We start from the raw sequence: 15,788 nt of genomic DNA, 5'->3' as shown, positions 1-15,788 counted from the left end.
CGTAGAAACCACACTATTCTATATTAAAAACCGAAAGAGTTAAAACTTCATAAGACTTTCAGTTTTTTAATTGGTATTATTACAATAAAATGGTATTTTCGCCCACTATATTTTGAATAAATTATAATATACCATGGCAGTTTTAAATAAAATCAGACAGCGTTCGGTTTTTCTAATCGTAATCATTGCACTTGCACTTTTCTCTTTTGTGTTAGCAGATTTGATTCGTAATGGAGGGGCTATTTCCCAGAAAGCTGAAAATACGATTGCAACAATAAACGGAAAAGATATTGATCGAACAGAGTTTGCTAGAAAAGTAGAACTGGCATCAAGAAGTTTCGGAGGAGGAACATCAAGTATCCAGGCTGTAAATTATGTATGGAATCAAGAATTGAGAGAAACAGTTTTTGAAGAGCAATTCGAAGAACTAAATATTAGAGTAGGAGAAGATCAGGTAAATCAGTTATTAGAAGAATCATTAGCAAGTAACCCTACATTTCTAAACGAAGCTGGAGTTTTTGATAAAGCCAAAATGCAAGAGTATGTTGCTAATGTAAAAGCTACTTCGCCACAAGCATATCAACAATGGTTAGATTTTGAAGTTTCTGTAAGTAAAGGTGCTAGAGAGCAAACTTATCTTAATATGATTAAAGCTGGTGTAGGATCTACTCTAAAAGAAGGAGAGCTGGCTTATAAAATGGAAAACGACAATGTAGATATCAAATATGTACAACTTCCGTTTTCAAGTATTGAAGATACAGAAGTAGAGGTGACTGATGCAGAAATTAAAGCGTATATCGATGCTCATAAAGATCAATATAAAGCAGAAGCCTCAAGAAGTATACGTTATGTGTTATTTAATGAAGTTCCTAGCGAAGAAGATGAGAATCAGGTAAAAGCAGAAGTAGCTGCATTATTAGATGATAAAGTAGAATTTAATGAAGCAACCAAAACGAATGATTCGATTTTGGGATTCAAAAATATTGATGTAAAAGATGCAGAAGAGTTTGTAAATCAAAATTCTGCTGTAAAGTTTGATGGTGGATTTAAGTTTAAAAAAGATTTACCAACTACAGAGGCAGATACAATTTATAACCTTGGTATAGGAGATGTGTATGGTCCGTATAAAGATGGAGATTACATTAAAATTTCAAAGGTAGTTGCGCAAAAGCAAATACCAGACTCGGTTAAAGCAAGTCATATTTTGGTTTCTTGGGCTGGATTAGGTACTGCAGGTGATACAAAACGAACTAAAGAAGAAGCAAAGACCTTAGCAGATAGTATTATTGCAGTAACCAAAGCAGATAATACACAATTCTCGGCGCTGGCAACACAATTCTCTGCAGATACTTCTAGTAAAGATAAAGGAGGGGATCTTGGGTATTTCTCACCAGGTAGAATGGTTCCTGCTTTTAATGATTATTGTTTCGAAAACAAAACTGGAGATCAGGGAATTATAGAAACACAATTTGGATATCATATTATAAATATAGAAGATCAAAAAAATGAGCAAAAAGCTATAAAAGTAGCTACAGTAGCTCAAAAGGTTGAGCCAAGTGAAAAAACTATCAATGCTATTTTTACTGAAACAACCAAATTTCAGATTTCAGCTAGAGATAAAGATTTTGAGGAAGTTTCTAAAGAAAATGAATTAGCTGTACGACCAGTAAATAAAATCAAAGAATTAGATGAAAATATTCCTGGGTTAGGAGCTAGAAGAGCAATTGTGCAATGGGCTTTTAACGAGGAATCTAAAGTAGGTGAAATAAAACGCTTTGATATTCCTGAAGGTTATGCGGTAGTTCAATTAACTGAAAAAGAAGATGAGGGATCAATGAAAGTAGAAGATGCAAGTTTAACTATAAAACCAATCTTGGTTAAAGAAAAGAAGGCAGAAAAATTAAAAAGTAAAATTTCTGGTAGCGCACTTGATGCAATCGCTCAAAGTCAAGGGCAAACTGTGAAAGTTGCTTCTGCATTAACCATGAAAACTCCAACTATTGGTGGAGCGGGAACTGAACCAAAAGTAGTGGGAGCAGCCTTTGCTTTAGAATCAGGAAAGATGTCTGGTCCTATTGTTGGTAATAATGGAGTGTATGTTATAGAAGTAACTAAGAAAACACCAGCCAGTGGTTTAGATACATACATGAGCTATGCATCACAAGCTTCTAAAACTCAGACAGGAGCAGTTAATACTAAAGTTTTTGAAGCACTTAAAGAGGCTGCAGAAATAGAAGATAAGAGATCTAAATTCTACTAGAAGATATAGTAGATTGATATGATAAAATAAAAATCCTGAAGAATTATTCTTCAGGATTTTTTATTTTATCAGTTCTAATTTTTTGTTTCTAACCTCTAACCTCTAACCTCTAACCTCTAACCTTTTGTTCCCATTTCCAGGCAGAAGTAAGAGAATCGTCTAAACTACTTTTTGCTTTCCATCCTAGTTCATTATTTGCTTTAGTAGTATCTGCATAGGCTGCTGTGATATCGCCTTCTCTTCTTTCTACAATTTTATAATTTAATTTTTCCTTAGATACTTTTTCAAAGGATTGTATCACTTCAAGAACAGAACTTCCTGTTCCGGTGCCTACATTAAATACTTCGTAATTAGATGCATTCTTACCGTCTAGCAATCGTTGTAAGGCTACTACGTGAGCTTTTGCAAGATCTACGACATGTATGTAGTCTCTAATGCAAGTTCCGTCTGATGTAGGGTAATCATCACCAAACACAGACAATTGCTCTCTTAGTCCTATTGCAGTTTGTGTAATAAAAGGAATCAGGTTTTGAGGAACCCCAATAGGTAGTTCTCCGATTTCTGCCGAAGGATGCGCTCCAATTGGATTAAAATAACGTAAAGCAATAGCTTTTAAGGCTGGGTGTACTTTGCAGGTATCTCTTATGATCTCTTCTCCAATCTGTTTTGTGTTTCCGTAAGGAGATTCTGCTGTTTTAACCGGGGCATCTTCTGTGATTGGTAACTCATCTGCTTGGCCATATACAGTGCAGGAAGAACTAAAAATAAAACTAGCCGATGCTTTGTCGGCTAATTGTTGCAGGATATATACCAGAGTCGATAAATTATTCTCATAGTATAATAAAGGTTTTTCTACGCTTTCACCTACGGCTTTTGATGCTGCAAAATGAATAACCCCTTCTATGTCATTATGACGTTTAAAGAACTCTTGAACCTTATCCTTTTCTCTAAGATCAAATTTTTCAAAAACAAGATCTTTTCCTGTGATTTCACAAATTCCTTTAATCACATCGGGTGATGAATTCGAACAATTGTCAATAATAACAACTTCATACCCTTTGTTTTGTAACTCTACAACGGTGTGAGAACCAATAAACCCCAATCCCCCCGTGACTAAGATTTTCATATGTAAAATGATTTAATATTCGCACCAACGAAGGAACAATAATTAAAGGATTTTAGCAACTTCTTGATTTACAAATTCTAAAAATCGCTCATCTTTTTCTGTAAATGGATCTGAGCTCTCAGAGTCAATATCAATCTGGCCGATATTTTCTCCGTTCTTGAATAGAGGGACTACGATTTCGGATTTAACAGTTAGGCTGCATGCAATATAATTATTTTGCGCTTGCACATCCGGAACCACAAAATTCTCATTAGAAATAGCAACCTGACCACAGATTCCTTTTCCAAAGGGAATGATTTCGTGATCTGTTTTTTCGCCAACATATGTGCGTAGCTTTAACTCTTCTTTATCTTCGTTTTTAAAATAAAAACCAACCCAGTCATAGTGGTCTATATTTTCTTTAAGTAGTTTGCAAATCATATACAATCTATCTGTGACAGATTCATCATTATCTTTAAGTATATGAGTAACTTGGGGTTTTAAATCTTCAAAAAGCATTCCTGTACAATTTTTTCCCGGCAAAAATATCTAAAAAAATTATAAAAGCCTCTTATTTAGAATGGTATTGTTTTGTTAAAAAATCTTTCAAAAAATAAAAATGCATTGGTGATTGTTTTATATATAGAGTATTTTTGATGCCTTAATAGTAAAGAAACTAGATTAATTTTTAATATATAATTACATATATAGTGTTTTGAAAACAACAGGAAGATTTTTTGTAGTAGTAGTGTTTATGGCTCTAGCGGTCATATCTTGTAATAAAGACAAGAAGCCCGAATCGGTTATTATTGATGAAAGTGTAAATGAAACTGTAGATTATAATAAGACAGATTCTAGATCAGAAGTTAAGTTTTCTGATGTGAAAATTCAAGAAATATATGGTTTGTATCTATCTGTAAAGGCTGCTTTGGTAAATTCTAAAAGTGATGTTGTACAGGTAGAAACAAAAAAATTAGAAGCTGTTATTGAAGATTCAGAAGAGAATGTGCAACTTAAAGCAGTTTCAAAACTCATTTCACTAACCAAAGACATTAAAAAGCAACGTGATTTTTTTGTTACATTAACTAGTGAAGTGGAAAAACTAGTTGGTAACGCTGAAATTACATCGGGAGAAGTGTATAAGCAGTTCTGTCCTATGGCATTTGATGGAGAAGGAGGATATTGGTTATCTGATTCTGAAGAGGTTAGAAATCCGTATTATGGAAAAGGGATGCTTGTCTGCGGAAGTGTAGAAAAGACGTTTAAATAACAGGTGAATTCATGTTATTTTAATATAAAATATAAAAAATATTTTGTCTATAGAGAAGTAAGAAAATACTTATGATAGAAATATTGATTATATTTAAAGAAATCAAGTACGTAGATAAACTAATTTTGAGGGAAATTGGTGATATTAAAAATGTACTGGATTAGTATTGTAATTGGGATAAAACAAAAAGGATATGATTGAGAAAAAATTAGTCTTGTTGATTTTTTCTGTACTCTTTTTTTCCTGTAGTGAAGCAAAAATAGTTTCTGGGCCTACAGCCCGGACGGTTGCTCTTATAGAAAAATCTAAAGCACTACAGTTACGGGGGAAAAAAGTTGAACAGAGTATGCTCAGAAAAAAAGATTCGATAGTAATGCTTATCGGTGGGCCGAGTATACAAGTCACTTCAAATGATAAAGATTTTGTAAACATAGAGAGCATGTCTAGTGAGTTTATTTTGGATATGAAATATGCTACTTCTGATAATTTTTTAAAGGAAAAAGTCTATTCTTGTGCCAAATGCTTTGTTAGAAAAGATGTGGCAGAAGCACTTATAAAGGTAAATAATGATTTACTTGCTCAAGGGTATAGAATACAATTTTTTGACTGCTATCGCCCATACAGTGTGCAGAAAAAAATGTGGAAGATTTTTCCTAATCCTGGATATGTTGCAGATCCTAAGGGGGGATCAGTGCATAATAGAGGAGCAGCTGTAGATATTACTTTAGTCAGATCAGCAGGTGGGCATGTTGATATGGGTACAGACTTTGACCATTTTGGAAAAAAAGCACATCATTCTTACAGCTCACTTTCGCAAACGGTACTTGGACATCGTAAGCTATTAAGGGAAGCTATGGAGAAGCATGGCTTTAAGACTATAAAAACAGAATGGTGGCACTATAATTTTAAAGGAAATACAAAGTATAAAATATCGGATTTCAAGTGGAAATGTGATTAATACCTGAGGTAGGCAATGACTAAAAAAAACGACACTCATCTTAATGAATGCCGTTTTTAGAGCACAATAATTGTAAAAATCGGAAAAATCATGCTTTGTATTTAGAACTGCTCGACTTCTGTGCTGCCTTCCATAGCAACAGTCGAAGCTTTACCTGCAGTTACTGTATTTTGTACAGCATCAAAATAGGTAGTGCCTACAAATCCTTGATGTTTTACTGCGCGAAATCCATCTTTTTGTAGCGCAAATTCCCTTTCTTGTAATTCAGAATAGCCTGCCATTCCTCTTTCTTTATATGCTTTAGATAATTCAAACATACTTGTGTTTAATGCATGAAATCCTGCAAGAGTAATAAATTGAAATTTATATCCCATGGCGGCTAACTCTTCTCTAAATGTTTCCATTTCTGAAACAGAAAGCTTTGCAGCCCAATTAAAAGAAGGAGAACAATTGTACGCCAGCATTTGATCTGGATATTTGGCATGGATAGCTTCAGCAAATTTACGAGCTTGTTCTAAATCTGGATTACTGGTTTCCATCCAAATTAGATCCGCATATGGCGCATATGATAGTCCTCTGTCTATACCTTGCTCTATTCCGTTATTTACATGAAAGAAACCTTCATCTGTGCGTTCTCCTGTAACAAACTTTCTGTCACGTTCGTCTACATCACTGGTCAATAAATTGGCTGCATCGGCATCGGTACGCGCAATAATAACTGCTGGTACTCCCATTACATCTGCAGCAAGACGAGCTGCTACTAATTTGTTAATCGCCTCCTGAGTGGGAACTAATACTTTTCCACCAAGGTGCCCACACTTTTTTGCAGAACTTAATTGATCCTCAAAATGAACTCCACTGGCGCCCGACTCAATCATAGATTTCATCAATTCAAAAGCATTTAGGTTTCCTCCAAAACCAGCTTCGGCATCTGCTACGATAGGAACTAAATAATCCTTTTTGTTTTCTTCACCATTTACTACTTGTATTTGATCTGCTCTTAGCAAAGCGTTATTGATTCTCTTTACTACTTGCGGAACACTATTAACAGGGTATAGAGATTGATCCGGATACATTTGCCCTGCAAGATTAGCATCTGCAGCCACCTGCCATCCGCTTAAATATATAGCTTCTAACCCAGCTTCTACTTCCTGTACTGCCTGATTACCTGTTAGCGCACCTAATCCCGCTATAAACCCCTGTGTTTTTAATTTCATCCATAGTTTTTCCGAACCTTGTTTGGCTACACTATGTTCGATTTTGTATGATCCTTGTAATTTTACTACTTCTTCGGCAGTATACGGACGTTCTACATTTTTCCATCTTGGATTTGTAGTCCAATCGATAATCAATTCTTCTATTCTTTGTTCTGTGTTCATGACTTATTGATTTTACTATATATTGATTTATTTTATATGTATTGATATGCTCTATTGGTGAGGAATTCTTCAAACTCATCAGATGTTACCAGTTTTTCGAAAATCTGGATGGCATTTTGATAATTTTCGGTTTCGAAGAGTGAACTTCCTACCTGCTTTTTAATTACCTTAAGTTCATCTTTAAAAAGACTGTTAAATAACGAGTTATTGAGTGTTCTGCCGTCATCTAAAGTCACTTCCTGTTGTAGCCATTGCCATATTTGAGTTCTGCTAATTTCTGCAGTAGCTGCATCTTCCATTAGATGGTATAGTGCTACTGCTCCATTACCTCCTAACCAGGTTGCGATATAATGAATTCCTACATTAATATTTTGCCGTATTCCTTTTTCGGTAATGGTACCTTTTGGGATCGCTAAAAGATCATTTTCGGTAATGTTTATATCATCACGTTTAACATCCATTTGATTAGGGTTTGGCATATGAGTATCAAATACACGCATTGCCAATGCTACCAGTCCTGGATGTGCTACCCATGTGCCGTCATGACCGTTTTTTACTTCTCGTTCTTTATCGGCTTGTACTTTGGCATAAGCAATTGCATTTCTGTCTTCGTCTTCTTTAATCGGGATTTGTGCAGCCATACCACCTATTGCCAGGATATTCCTTTTATGACATCTTTGAATTACCAGCTTGCTATATGCATCCATAAAAGGGCTGGTCATTGTTACCTGGGCACGATCTGGAACTACGAATCCTGGATGATTTCTTAATTTTTTAATGTAGCTGAAAATATAATCCCATCTTCCGCAATTCAATCCAACGATATGATCTTTTAATGCATAGATAATTTCATCGAGTTGAAAACTTGCTGTAATAGTTTCTACCAAAACAGTCACTTTTACTGTTCCGTGTTCCATACCTAAATATTCTTCAGAAAAATCAATCACATCATTCCACCATATAGCTTCGGTAAAATGCTCTAGTTTAGGGATGTAATAATAAGGTCCAGTACCGTTTTCTTTAAGCTGTTCATTGTTATGAAACAGATACAAAGCAAAATCAAATAGGGAAGCAGATATTTCTTCTCCTTTTGTTAAAAGGTGTTTTTCGTTAAGATGTAAACCTCTGGGTCTTACGATTAATGTGGCTGTTTTTTCATTGAGCTTATAGGTTTTGTCTCTTTTTGGGTTATAAAACGAAATCGTTTTGTTAACCGCATCTTTCAAGTTTTTTTGCCCTTGAAGACAGTTTTCCCAAAGGGGAGCATTGCTGTCCTCGAAGTCGGCCATAAATGTTTTGGCGCCAGAGTTTAAAGCGTTAATTACCATTTTTCTCTCAACAGGCCCTGTGATTTCGACTCTTCGATCTTGTAGATCCATAGGAATTGGTGCGGCTGCCCATTCGCTATTGCGAATCTCCTTGGTGTTTTCTGGAAAAGAAGGGTGAGTTCCCAAATCAAATAGTTGTTGTTGGCTTTCACGGTTTTTTAAAAGGACTAATCGCCTTTCATTAAAACGATTTTGTAAGGCTTCTAAAAAGATCAGGGCTCCATCGGTCAATATTTCGGGATGGTAGTTTTTAACTTCTTTGGCGAAGCTAATTCTCTGACTAAGGTTTGTTTGAATTTCCATCTGTTTAAAAATTTAAATGACTGGTTAATCTATTGATATAATGCGCCTGTCAATGATGATTTTTCTTAATACCCATTATGGGCTTCCATGACTAATATCGTTTGAGTGAACAATATTATAAAAAAGTTTTTTATAAAACAAGCGAACGTTCGCTAAATGTGAACTTTTTGTTTTTTCGAGAATTACGCAAAAATGGTTACTTTTGAACTTATGGCAATAGCAGAAGAATATATTAGATTGATTTTTGGCCTGAAAATCAAGCAGATACGAACAGAGAAGGATTTATCTCTTTTTGGATTATCGAAGTTATGCGGACTTTCTAAATCGTATTTAAATGAAATAGAAAAAGGAAAAAAGTACCCTAAGACAGATAAAATTATCAAACTTGCTGAGACATTTGATGTTCCTTATGATAATTTGGTTTCTCTAAAATTGGATAAAAATCTGGCACCTATTGGTGAAATTTTGCAATCTGGGATATTAGATGAGATTCCGTTAGAACTGTTCGGGATACAGCAAAGCGATTTAATTGATATTATAGCAAATGCACCATCAAAAGTTAATGCATTTATAAGTACGATTATTGAGATTGCACAGCATTATAATATGAGCAGAGAAGGTTTTTATCTGGCTTCATTGCGATCTTATCAAGAGGCACATAATAACTTTTTTAAAGACCTTGAAGATAAGGCTGTACGATGTGCAAACTCATATCAGTTGGATTTAGGCGGAAAAATTACTTCGGCTGATTTAGAGGATATTCTTAAAGAAGAATATGGGTATACAATTAATGCCGCCGGGATTCCTAAACAGGAAGAATTGGATAACCTGAGATCGGTATTTGTGCCATCTACTAAAACACTTTTACTATCAGATCGAGTAGATGAAGCTCAAAAAACTTTTATTTATGCTAAGGAGCTAGGGTATCAATATCTGGAAATTACCGAAAGACCTTATACCTTTTCATGGATAAAGTATGATAATTTTGAAGAAGTGTTACATAATTTTTATGCGTCGTACTTTGCTGGAGCCTTAATTATTCCCAGAGCTCATTTGAAAGAACATCTTAAAGAGTTATTTTCAATGAAACGATTTTCTGAGAAAGCTTTTCATAAGATTATGAAATTGTACAACGCTTCTCCAGAATCTTTTTATCAACGTCTTACCAATGTATTGCCAAAAGATTTTGGTATGCAAAATGTATTCTTTCTCCGGTTTACTCATAAACTAGGGGCAGAGAAGTTTAATTTGGTTAAAGAGCTGCACATCACACATCAACAGCAACCTCATGCTAATGAGGTGAATGAGCATTACTGTAGACGGTGGATGGCTATAAAGATTTTACAGCATACAGCTACTGAGGATTTGGATTACGCGTTTAATATCCAAATCTCTGATTATGTAGATACAGACCAGCAATACCTGGTATTTACTTCGGCAACAAAGGACCCTTTTAGAAAAGACTATTATCGTAGTATTGGAATTGGATTTTTAAAGTCCTCTACTCTAGAGAAAAAAATCAATTTTGTTAATGATGCAAAAATATTAGAGGAAAAAGTAGGAGTCACTTGCGAATCATGTTCGCTGGTAGATTGTGAAGTTAGGATGGCTCCTCCAAAGCAATTATTAGCTAAGGAGAAACATAAAAAGACGGCAGAGTTGGTAGAAGGTATTATGAAACAATATTCTTAGTATTAGACAAGTTTAAAGACCGCCTTTTCGGTAAAAGAAAACCCCATCCTGAATTTTCAGAATGGGGTTTTGTACTCTTAACAAATTTATATTCACAAACTTGCTAAATATTTTTGCTGTCGCCGGACGACTACATCATTCCTGGCATACCTCCGCCCATTGGTGGCATTGCACCTCCGGCTGGAGCATCTTCTTTAATGTCTATTAGTGCACATTCTGTAGTAAGAATCATACCTGATACAGAAGCTGCATTTTCAAGAGCTATACGTGTTACCTTTTTAGGATCGATGATTCCCGCTTTTAGCATATCTACATAATCTTCAGATTTGGCATCATATCCAAAATTGTCTTTACCTTCAAGAACTTTAGAAATTACTACAGACCCTTCGCCTCCAGCATTTTCTACAATTGTTCTAAGTGGTGATTCGATTGCACGGTTTACAATTTGTACACCTGTAGCCTCATCAGCGTTCTCGGTTTTTACTTTGTCTAATACAGCTTTAGCTCTTACCAAGGCAACACCACCACCGGCAACAATACCTTCTTCTACAGCAGCACGAGTAGCATGAAGTGCATCATCTACACGGTCTTTCTTTTCTTTCATTTCTACTTCTGAAGCAGCACCTACATATAGTACGGCAACACCACCAGCTAACTTTGCTAAACGCTCTTGTAGCTTCTCTTTGTCATAGTCAGAAGTAGTAGTTTCTATTTGTGCTTTGATTTGATTTACTCTGTTTTTGATTAAATCATTATCACCAGAACCATTAACTACAGTAGTGTTATCCTTATCAATAGCCACTTTTTCAGCAGTACCTAAGTGCTCAATAGTAGTGTTTTCTAATGTAAAACCACGCTCTTCAGAAATTACAGTACCTCCTGTTAGGATAGCAATATCTTCTAACATTGCTTTACGTCTGTCTCCAAAACCTGGAGCTTTTACAGCTGCAATTTTAAGTGCTCCTCGTAGTTTATTTACTACAAGTGTTGCTAATGCTTCTCCATCTACATCTTCTGCGATGATCAAAAGTGGTTTTCCAGTTTGAGCAACAGGCTCTAAGACAGGAAGAAGGTCTTTCATAGCAGAAATCTTCTTGTCATAAAGTAAGATATATGGTGTTTCCAGATCAGCTGTCATTTTTTCGCTGTTGGTCACAAAGTATGGAGAAAGGTATCCTCTATCAAATTGCATTCCTTCTACGATATCTACAGTGGTATCTGTTCCTTTTGCTTCTTCTACTGTGATTACTCCTTCTTTACCAACTTTCTCAAAAGCTTTGGCAATAAGATCTCCAATAGTTTCATCATTGTTAGCAGAAATAGCTGCTACTTGTTTGATTTTATCAGAAGAGTCACCTACTTCTTTTGTTTGTTTTGAAAGATCTTCTGTGATCGCTTTTACAGCTTTATCAATACCACGCTTAAGATCCATTGGATTTGCGCCAGCTGCTACATTCTTAAGCCCTTCTTTTACGATAGCTTGTGCTAATACTGTTGCTGTGGTAGTACCATCTCCTGCAAGATCATTCGTCTTAGAAGCTACTTCTTTTACCATTTGTGCTCCCATATTCTCAAGAGCATCCTCAAGTTCAACTTCTTTAGCTACAGAAACACCATCTTTGGTTACTGTGGGAGCTCCAAAAGATTTACTGATAATTACATTACGACCTTTAGGTCCTAAAGTTACTTTTACCGCATTAGCTAATGCATCTACACCACGTTTGATACCGTCACGTGCTTCTATGTCAAATTTTATGTCTTTTGCCATAATTAATTTTTTTAAAAAATTAAAATCCAAATCTCAACATTCAAAACTTCCAGAATATCTTAATGGAATTTATTGAATAAAGTAGTGGATTTGTTTTTTTGTGATTTTTAAATTGATACTTTCTTATACGATAGCAAGGATATCATCCTCACGCATGATTAAATAATCCTTTCCATCTAATTTTAATTCGGTACCAGAATATTTACCGTAAAGTACGGTATCACCAACTTTAACAGTCATGTCGTGATCTTTTTTACCGCCACCTACAGCAGCTACTTTACCTTTTTGTTGTTTTTCCTGGGCTGAGTCAGGAATAAATAATCCTGATGCTGTCTGCGTCTCTGCGGGAAGTGGCTCTACAACTACGCGGTCTGAAAGAGGTTTGATGTTTACTCCCATTATGATTTGTTGTTTTTTTTGTTAAAATTAAAATGAAATCTTCGATGCTTCTTATTTCAGAAATTATGCCAGTGGGGCGATACTGACAAATTGAAACAAAAAATGTCGACTATATGACAAGTCGACATTTTTGTTGTTGCTTTTTTTAAAAGATGTTATTCTTTGTCATCTTTTCCTGTTGCTGGAGGAGTTACAGGAGTTTCTACCTGAACATCTTCAGTGTTAACTTTTGATTCTGGAATAGAACTTCCACCCATTAAATCTATATTAGATAGTAGGATTAATACCAGTAATAGCGTAGCTAAAGTCCAAGTACTCTTGTCTAAGAAATCTGTAGTCTTTTTTACACCACCTAGTTGTTGTGTTCCACCACCACCAAAAGAAGAAGATAATCCACCTCCTTTAGGGTTCTGTACCATAATTACTATTACCAGTAAAAAAGATACGATAACGATTAGTATTAAAAATATTGAAAACGTTGTCATTATATTGTTATTTATTTTCTTGTAATTTTTTTATCGCTCGAATTTGGTCTGCAAAGAAACCACTTTTTTCGGGATTTTTCAAAATTAATATGTTATAAGCCTGAATTGCTTTTTTATAGTTTTTTTGAACCAAATATACTCTGGCCAAAGTTTCTGTCATTAATTCGTCTGAAGAGACCAGGTTTTCCTTAGCCAGATTGCGTGCAGGAGTATTTTTGTTAGCAGGTTGTATCTTAGGATTATTAGTGATAAACTCATCAATTAGATCGAATTTATGTTTTTGGTCTAATGATTTGACGTGCTTTTTTTCTTCAATTTCAGGAATTGGAGTCTTGATTTCCTGGTTAGAATCTCTATCTATTGGATTTAAAGAGGTTAATTTTAACCATTCTGCAAAAGAATGTGTTTCTTTTTTATTAAAATCCAGAGGTTTATCAATTTGTAAAGTTTCTTCTGGAGTTTTGTTTTTGTCTTGAGTATTTTTTGATTGATCTTTTTCTGTTAAATCAGGAGTTTCAGACTCCGCAAATTCGATTTGTTTGTAAGAGCTGATTTCTTTTCTTTTAGAAAATAAAGTAGGATCCAGAACATCTTCTGCTTCTTCTATTTTCATTCTTACAGCATCATTCATATCCATTCTGGGGAGTGTTTTAATCTCTTCAGGATCGATAACTCTTATGTCAGACTTATGTTTCTTTTTTACTTCTTCACGATTATTACTTTCTTTAAAAAGATCAGAAGTAATAAAATGAAATAACACACTTCGATCTGTAGTATATGCTGCAGTGGTTTTTAATTCCTGATTATATCTAAAACTTTCCTCATCCTTCAGGGATTTTAATACCAATGATCTTGCCGACTGAAAATAAGGGAATGTCCTTGTTATTTTTTCAAGGGATTTTGCCTGCTCCTTATTTAATTGGGCAGGATTTTGAAGCAAATATGAAAACTCTTTAATATTCAATTAGTACTAATTATGTATTTTATTTATTATTCAACTCTTTGATAATAATAGCTATTGTTTTTACCATCTGGCAAGGGTGGCGTTAAACATATCTTGTGTGATTCTTTCAAAAATTACATCCAAGGCCTGATCTCTTATCGTGTTTTCTGATGAAGAAGCAGGGTAATCAAAGAAAAAAGAAAAACGTTGTTCCAGATCTTGAGTAGGGTCTTTTGTGTCATAAAACCTCATGTTTACTGCGATAGTTAACCGGTTTTGAGCAGCTGTTATATTTGATGTTGCTGTATTTGGAGAAACATAATCTTGTACGATTTCTCCTTCGTATATAATATCTCCTCCAGAAGTAGAAAGGCTAAGATTAGTTTGATTAAGGATTAAATCTTGTAGCTGATTGGTAAAAGTTTGATCGGCTCCAGGAAAAATTCTCGGGGATTGATTTTGGAAAAAATTAACTTGAAATGTCTTTGTGTCGGGAGAAATATTTGTTCCGGTAAAGGAATATGCTCCACATCCCTGAAACAAGATTATTACAATTAATATTGCTGCTATATGTTTTAATGTTCTCATCAATGTTATAAATCGTATTGTTTTATTTTTCTGTACAAGGTGCGTTCACTAATCCCTAATTCTTCTGCTGCTGCTTTGCGTTTACCTCTATGACGTTCTAAAGACTTTTTAATCAATTCCAGTTCTTTATCATGCAATGATAATGTTTCTTCTTCTTCAATCTCCTCAGCAAAATGATATTTATCATCTTCTTGTCGCTGGATTGCAATTTGAGATGGTATTTCGAGCACTTCAGAGGTTGTTGCCGGTCTTGTAGGCTCTTCAAAATGTGTTTCTTCTTTCTTCTTTTGGTAAATTTTCTGAATTAACCCTTCGTTATCTTTTTGTACTTGTTGCGTATTACCACTTTGCATTAGCTCCATGGTTAGTTTTTTGAGATCATTAAGATCACTTTTCATATCAAAAAGCACTTTATACAATATCTCTCTTTCGTTACTGAAATCACTTTCTTTTTTATCTGCAGAAATTACTGCGGGTAAATTACTTCCGATATTTGGTAAATACCCATGTAGGGTAGCTCCTGTTATCGTTCTGTTTTGTTCAAGGACTGAAATTTGCTCTGCAACGTTGCGCAGTTGTCTGATATTACCACTCCAACGATGTTTTTCTAGCAGGATAACGGCATCTTCACTTAGACGAATTGTAGGCATCTTGTATTTGGTAGCAAAGTCAGAAGCAAATTTTCTAAATAGTAAATGAATGTCTTCTTTGCGATTTCTTAGTGGGGGTAAAAGAATTTCTACTGTACTAAGACGATAGTAGAGATCTTCTCTAAACTTACCTTTTTTAATGGCTTCAAACATATTAACGTTGGTAGCTGCTACAATACGAACATCTGTTTTTTGAACTTTTGATGACCCTACTTTAATAAATTCACCATTCTCTAATACTCTTAATAAACGTACTTGTGTAGTAAGAGGTAATTCTCCTACTTCGTCTAGAAATATAGTTCCGCCATCGGCTACTTCAAAATAACCATTTCGAGTTTGTGTGGCCCCTGTAAAAGCTCCTTTTTCATGACCAAAAAGTTCACTATCTATTGTGCCTTCTGGTATTGCTCCGCAGTTTACAGCAATGTATTTACCATGTTTACGATGAGATAGAGAGTGTATGATTTTAGGAATACTTTCTTTACCTACACCACTTTCCCCGGTCACTAAAACCGAAATATCGGTTGGGGCTACCTGGATCGCTTTTTCCACGGCACGGTTTAACTTAGGATCGTTTCCTATGATTCCGAATCGTTGTTTTATGGCTTGAATTGATTCCATTTATGGAGTTTGTTTTTTTGTTTTAATTGTATGTCTACA

General features: G+C 34.9%; 14 protein-coding genes. 4 read left to right on the top strand and 10 right to left on the bottom strand.

Annotated features, from left to right (window positions below):
* Positions 1 to 133 precede the first annotated feature (133 nt).
* Positions 134 to 2,260: a peptidylprolyl isomerase gene (locus AAFU52_RS05425; RefSeq protein ID WP_024771703.1), complete on the top strand. Its 2,127-nt coding sequence runs from the start codon at positions 134 to 136 to the stop codon at positions 2,258 to 2,260.
* Between the two features lie 109 nt (positions 2,261 to 2,369).
* On the opposite strand, the gene galE is transcribed toward AAFU52_RS05425, so the two are convergent.
* Both galE and AAFU52_RS05415 read right to left on the bottom strand, forming a co-directional pair.
* Positions 2,370 to 3,386: a UDP-glucose 4-epimerase GalE gene (galE, locus tag AAFU52_RS05420; protein WP_438425787.1), complete on the bottom strand. Its 1,017-nt coding sequence runs from the start codon at positions 3,384 to 3,386 to the stop codon at positions 2,370 to 2,372.
* A 42-nt stretch (positions 3,387 to 3,428) separates the two neighbouring features.
* Positions 3,429 to 3,884: a GAF domain-containing protein gene (locus AAFU52_RS05415; protein ID WP_438425786.1), complete on the bottom strand. Its 456-nt coding sequence runs from the start codon at positions 3,882 to 3,884 to the stop codon at positions 3,429 to 3,431.
* A 196-nt stretch (positions 3,885 to 4,080) separates the two neighbouring features.
* On the opposite strand from AAFU52_RS05415, the gene AAFU52_RS05410 reads away from it, so the two are divergent.
* Both AAFU52_RS05410 and AAFU52_RS05405 read left to right on the top strand, forming a co-directional pair.
* Entirely contained in the window at positions 4,081 to 4,635 is a 555-nt protein-coding gene (locus AAFU52_RS05410; protein ID WP_152538614.1) for a DUF3347 domain-containing protein, read from the top strand.
* A gap of 193 nt (positions 4,636 to 4,828) precedes the next feature.
* The gene (locus AAFU52_RS05405) at positions 4,829 to 5,593 is read left to right on the top strand and encodes a M15 family metallopeptidase (protein WP_024771707.1); all 765 of its coding nucleotides are present in this window, start codon (positions 4,829 to 4,831) and stop codon (positions 5,591 to 5,593) included.
* 101 nt (positions 5,594 to 5,694) lie between these two features.
* On the opposite strand, the gene aceA is transcribed toward AAFU52_RS05405, so the two are convergent.
* Both aceA and aceB read right to left on the bottom strand, forming a co-directional pair.
* The gene (aceA, locus tag AAFU52_RS05400) at positions 5,695 to 6,972 is read right to left on the bottom strand and encodes an isocitrate lyase (protein ID WP_106790747.1); all 1,278 of its coding nucleotides are present in this window, start codon (positions 6,970 to 6,972) and stop codon (positions 5,695 to 5,697) included.
* A 32-nt stretch (positions 6,973 to 7,004) separates the two neighbouring features.
* Positions 7,005 to 8,603: a malate synthase A gene (gene aceB, locus AAFU52_RS05395; protein WP_438425785.1), complete on the bottom strand. Its 1,599-nt coding sequence runs from the start codon at positions 8,601 to 8,603 to the stop codon at positions 7,005 to 7,007.
* Between the two features lie 216 nt (positions 8,604 to 8,819).
* On the opposite strand from aceB, the gene AAFU52_RS05390 reads away from it, so the two are divergent.
* Complete coding sequence (locus AAFU52_RS05390) at positions 8,820 to 10,295, top strand: helix-turn-helix domain-containing protein (RefSeq protein ID WP_024771710.1); 1,476 nt, start codon at positions 8,820 to 8,822, stop codon at positions 10,293 to 10,295.
* Positions 10,296 to 10,425: 130 nt separating this feature from the next.
* Here AAFU52_RS05390 and groL read toward each other — a convergent pair whose 3' ends face one another.
* The 6 genes from groL to AAFU52_RS05360 form a co-directional block, all read right to left on the bottom strand.
* Complete coding sequence (gene groL, locus AAFU52_RS05385) at positions 10,426 to 12,063, bottom strand: chaperonin GroEL (protein WP_024771711.1); 1,638 nt, start codon at positions 12,061 to 12,063, stop codon at positions 10,426 to 10,428.
* A gap of 123 nt (positions 12,064 to 12,186) precedes the next feature.
* A complete protein-coding gene (locus AAFU52_RS05380) occupies positions 12,187 to 12,462 on the bottom strand; it encodes a co-chaperone GroES (RefSeq protein WP_024771712.1) in 276 nt (91 codons plus the stop codon).
* 155 nt (positions 12,463 to 12,617) lie between these two features.
* Complete coding sequence (secG, locus tag AAFU52_RS05375; protein WP_024771713.1) at positions 12,618 to 12,947, bottom strand: preprotein translocase subunit SecG; 330 nt, start codon at positions 12,945 to 12,947, stop codon at positions 12,618 to 12,620.
* 7 nt (positions 12,948 to 12,954) lie between these two features.
* Positions 12,955 to 13,911 (bottom strand): hypothetical protein, encoded by a 957-nt coding sequence (locus tag AAFU52_RS05370; RefSeq protein ID WP_438425784.1) that lies wholly within the window; start codon positions 13,909 to 13,911, stop codon positions 12,955 to 12,957.
* A 60-nt stretch (positions 13,912 to 13,971) separates the two neighbouring features.
* Entirely contained in the window at positions 13,972 to 14,478 is a 507-nt protein-coding gene (locus AAFU52_RS05365) for an LptE family protein (protein WP_024771715.1), read from the bottom strand.
* A gap of 5 nt (positions 14,479 to 14,483) precedes the next feature.
* Positions 14,484 to 15,749, bottom strand: a complete 1,266-nt coding sequence (locus AAFU52_RS05360) for a sigma 54-interacting transcriptional regulator (RefSeq protein ID WP_438425783.1) — start codon at positions 15,747 to 15,749, stop codon at positions 14,484 to 14,486.
* Positions 15,750 to 15,788 lie beyond the last annotated feature (39 nt).

It is taken from the genome of Aquimarina macrocephali, from assembly GCF_051627225.1.
Lineage (GTDB): Bacteria > Bacteroidota > Bacteroidia > Flavobacteriales > Flavobacteriaceae > Aquimarina > Aquimarina macrocephali.
The sequence above is the reverse complement of the archived record's forward strand: the minus strand, read 5'-3'. Positions and strand labels throughout refer to the sequence as shown.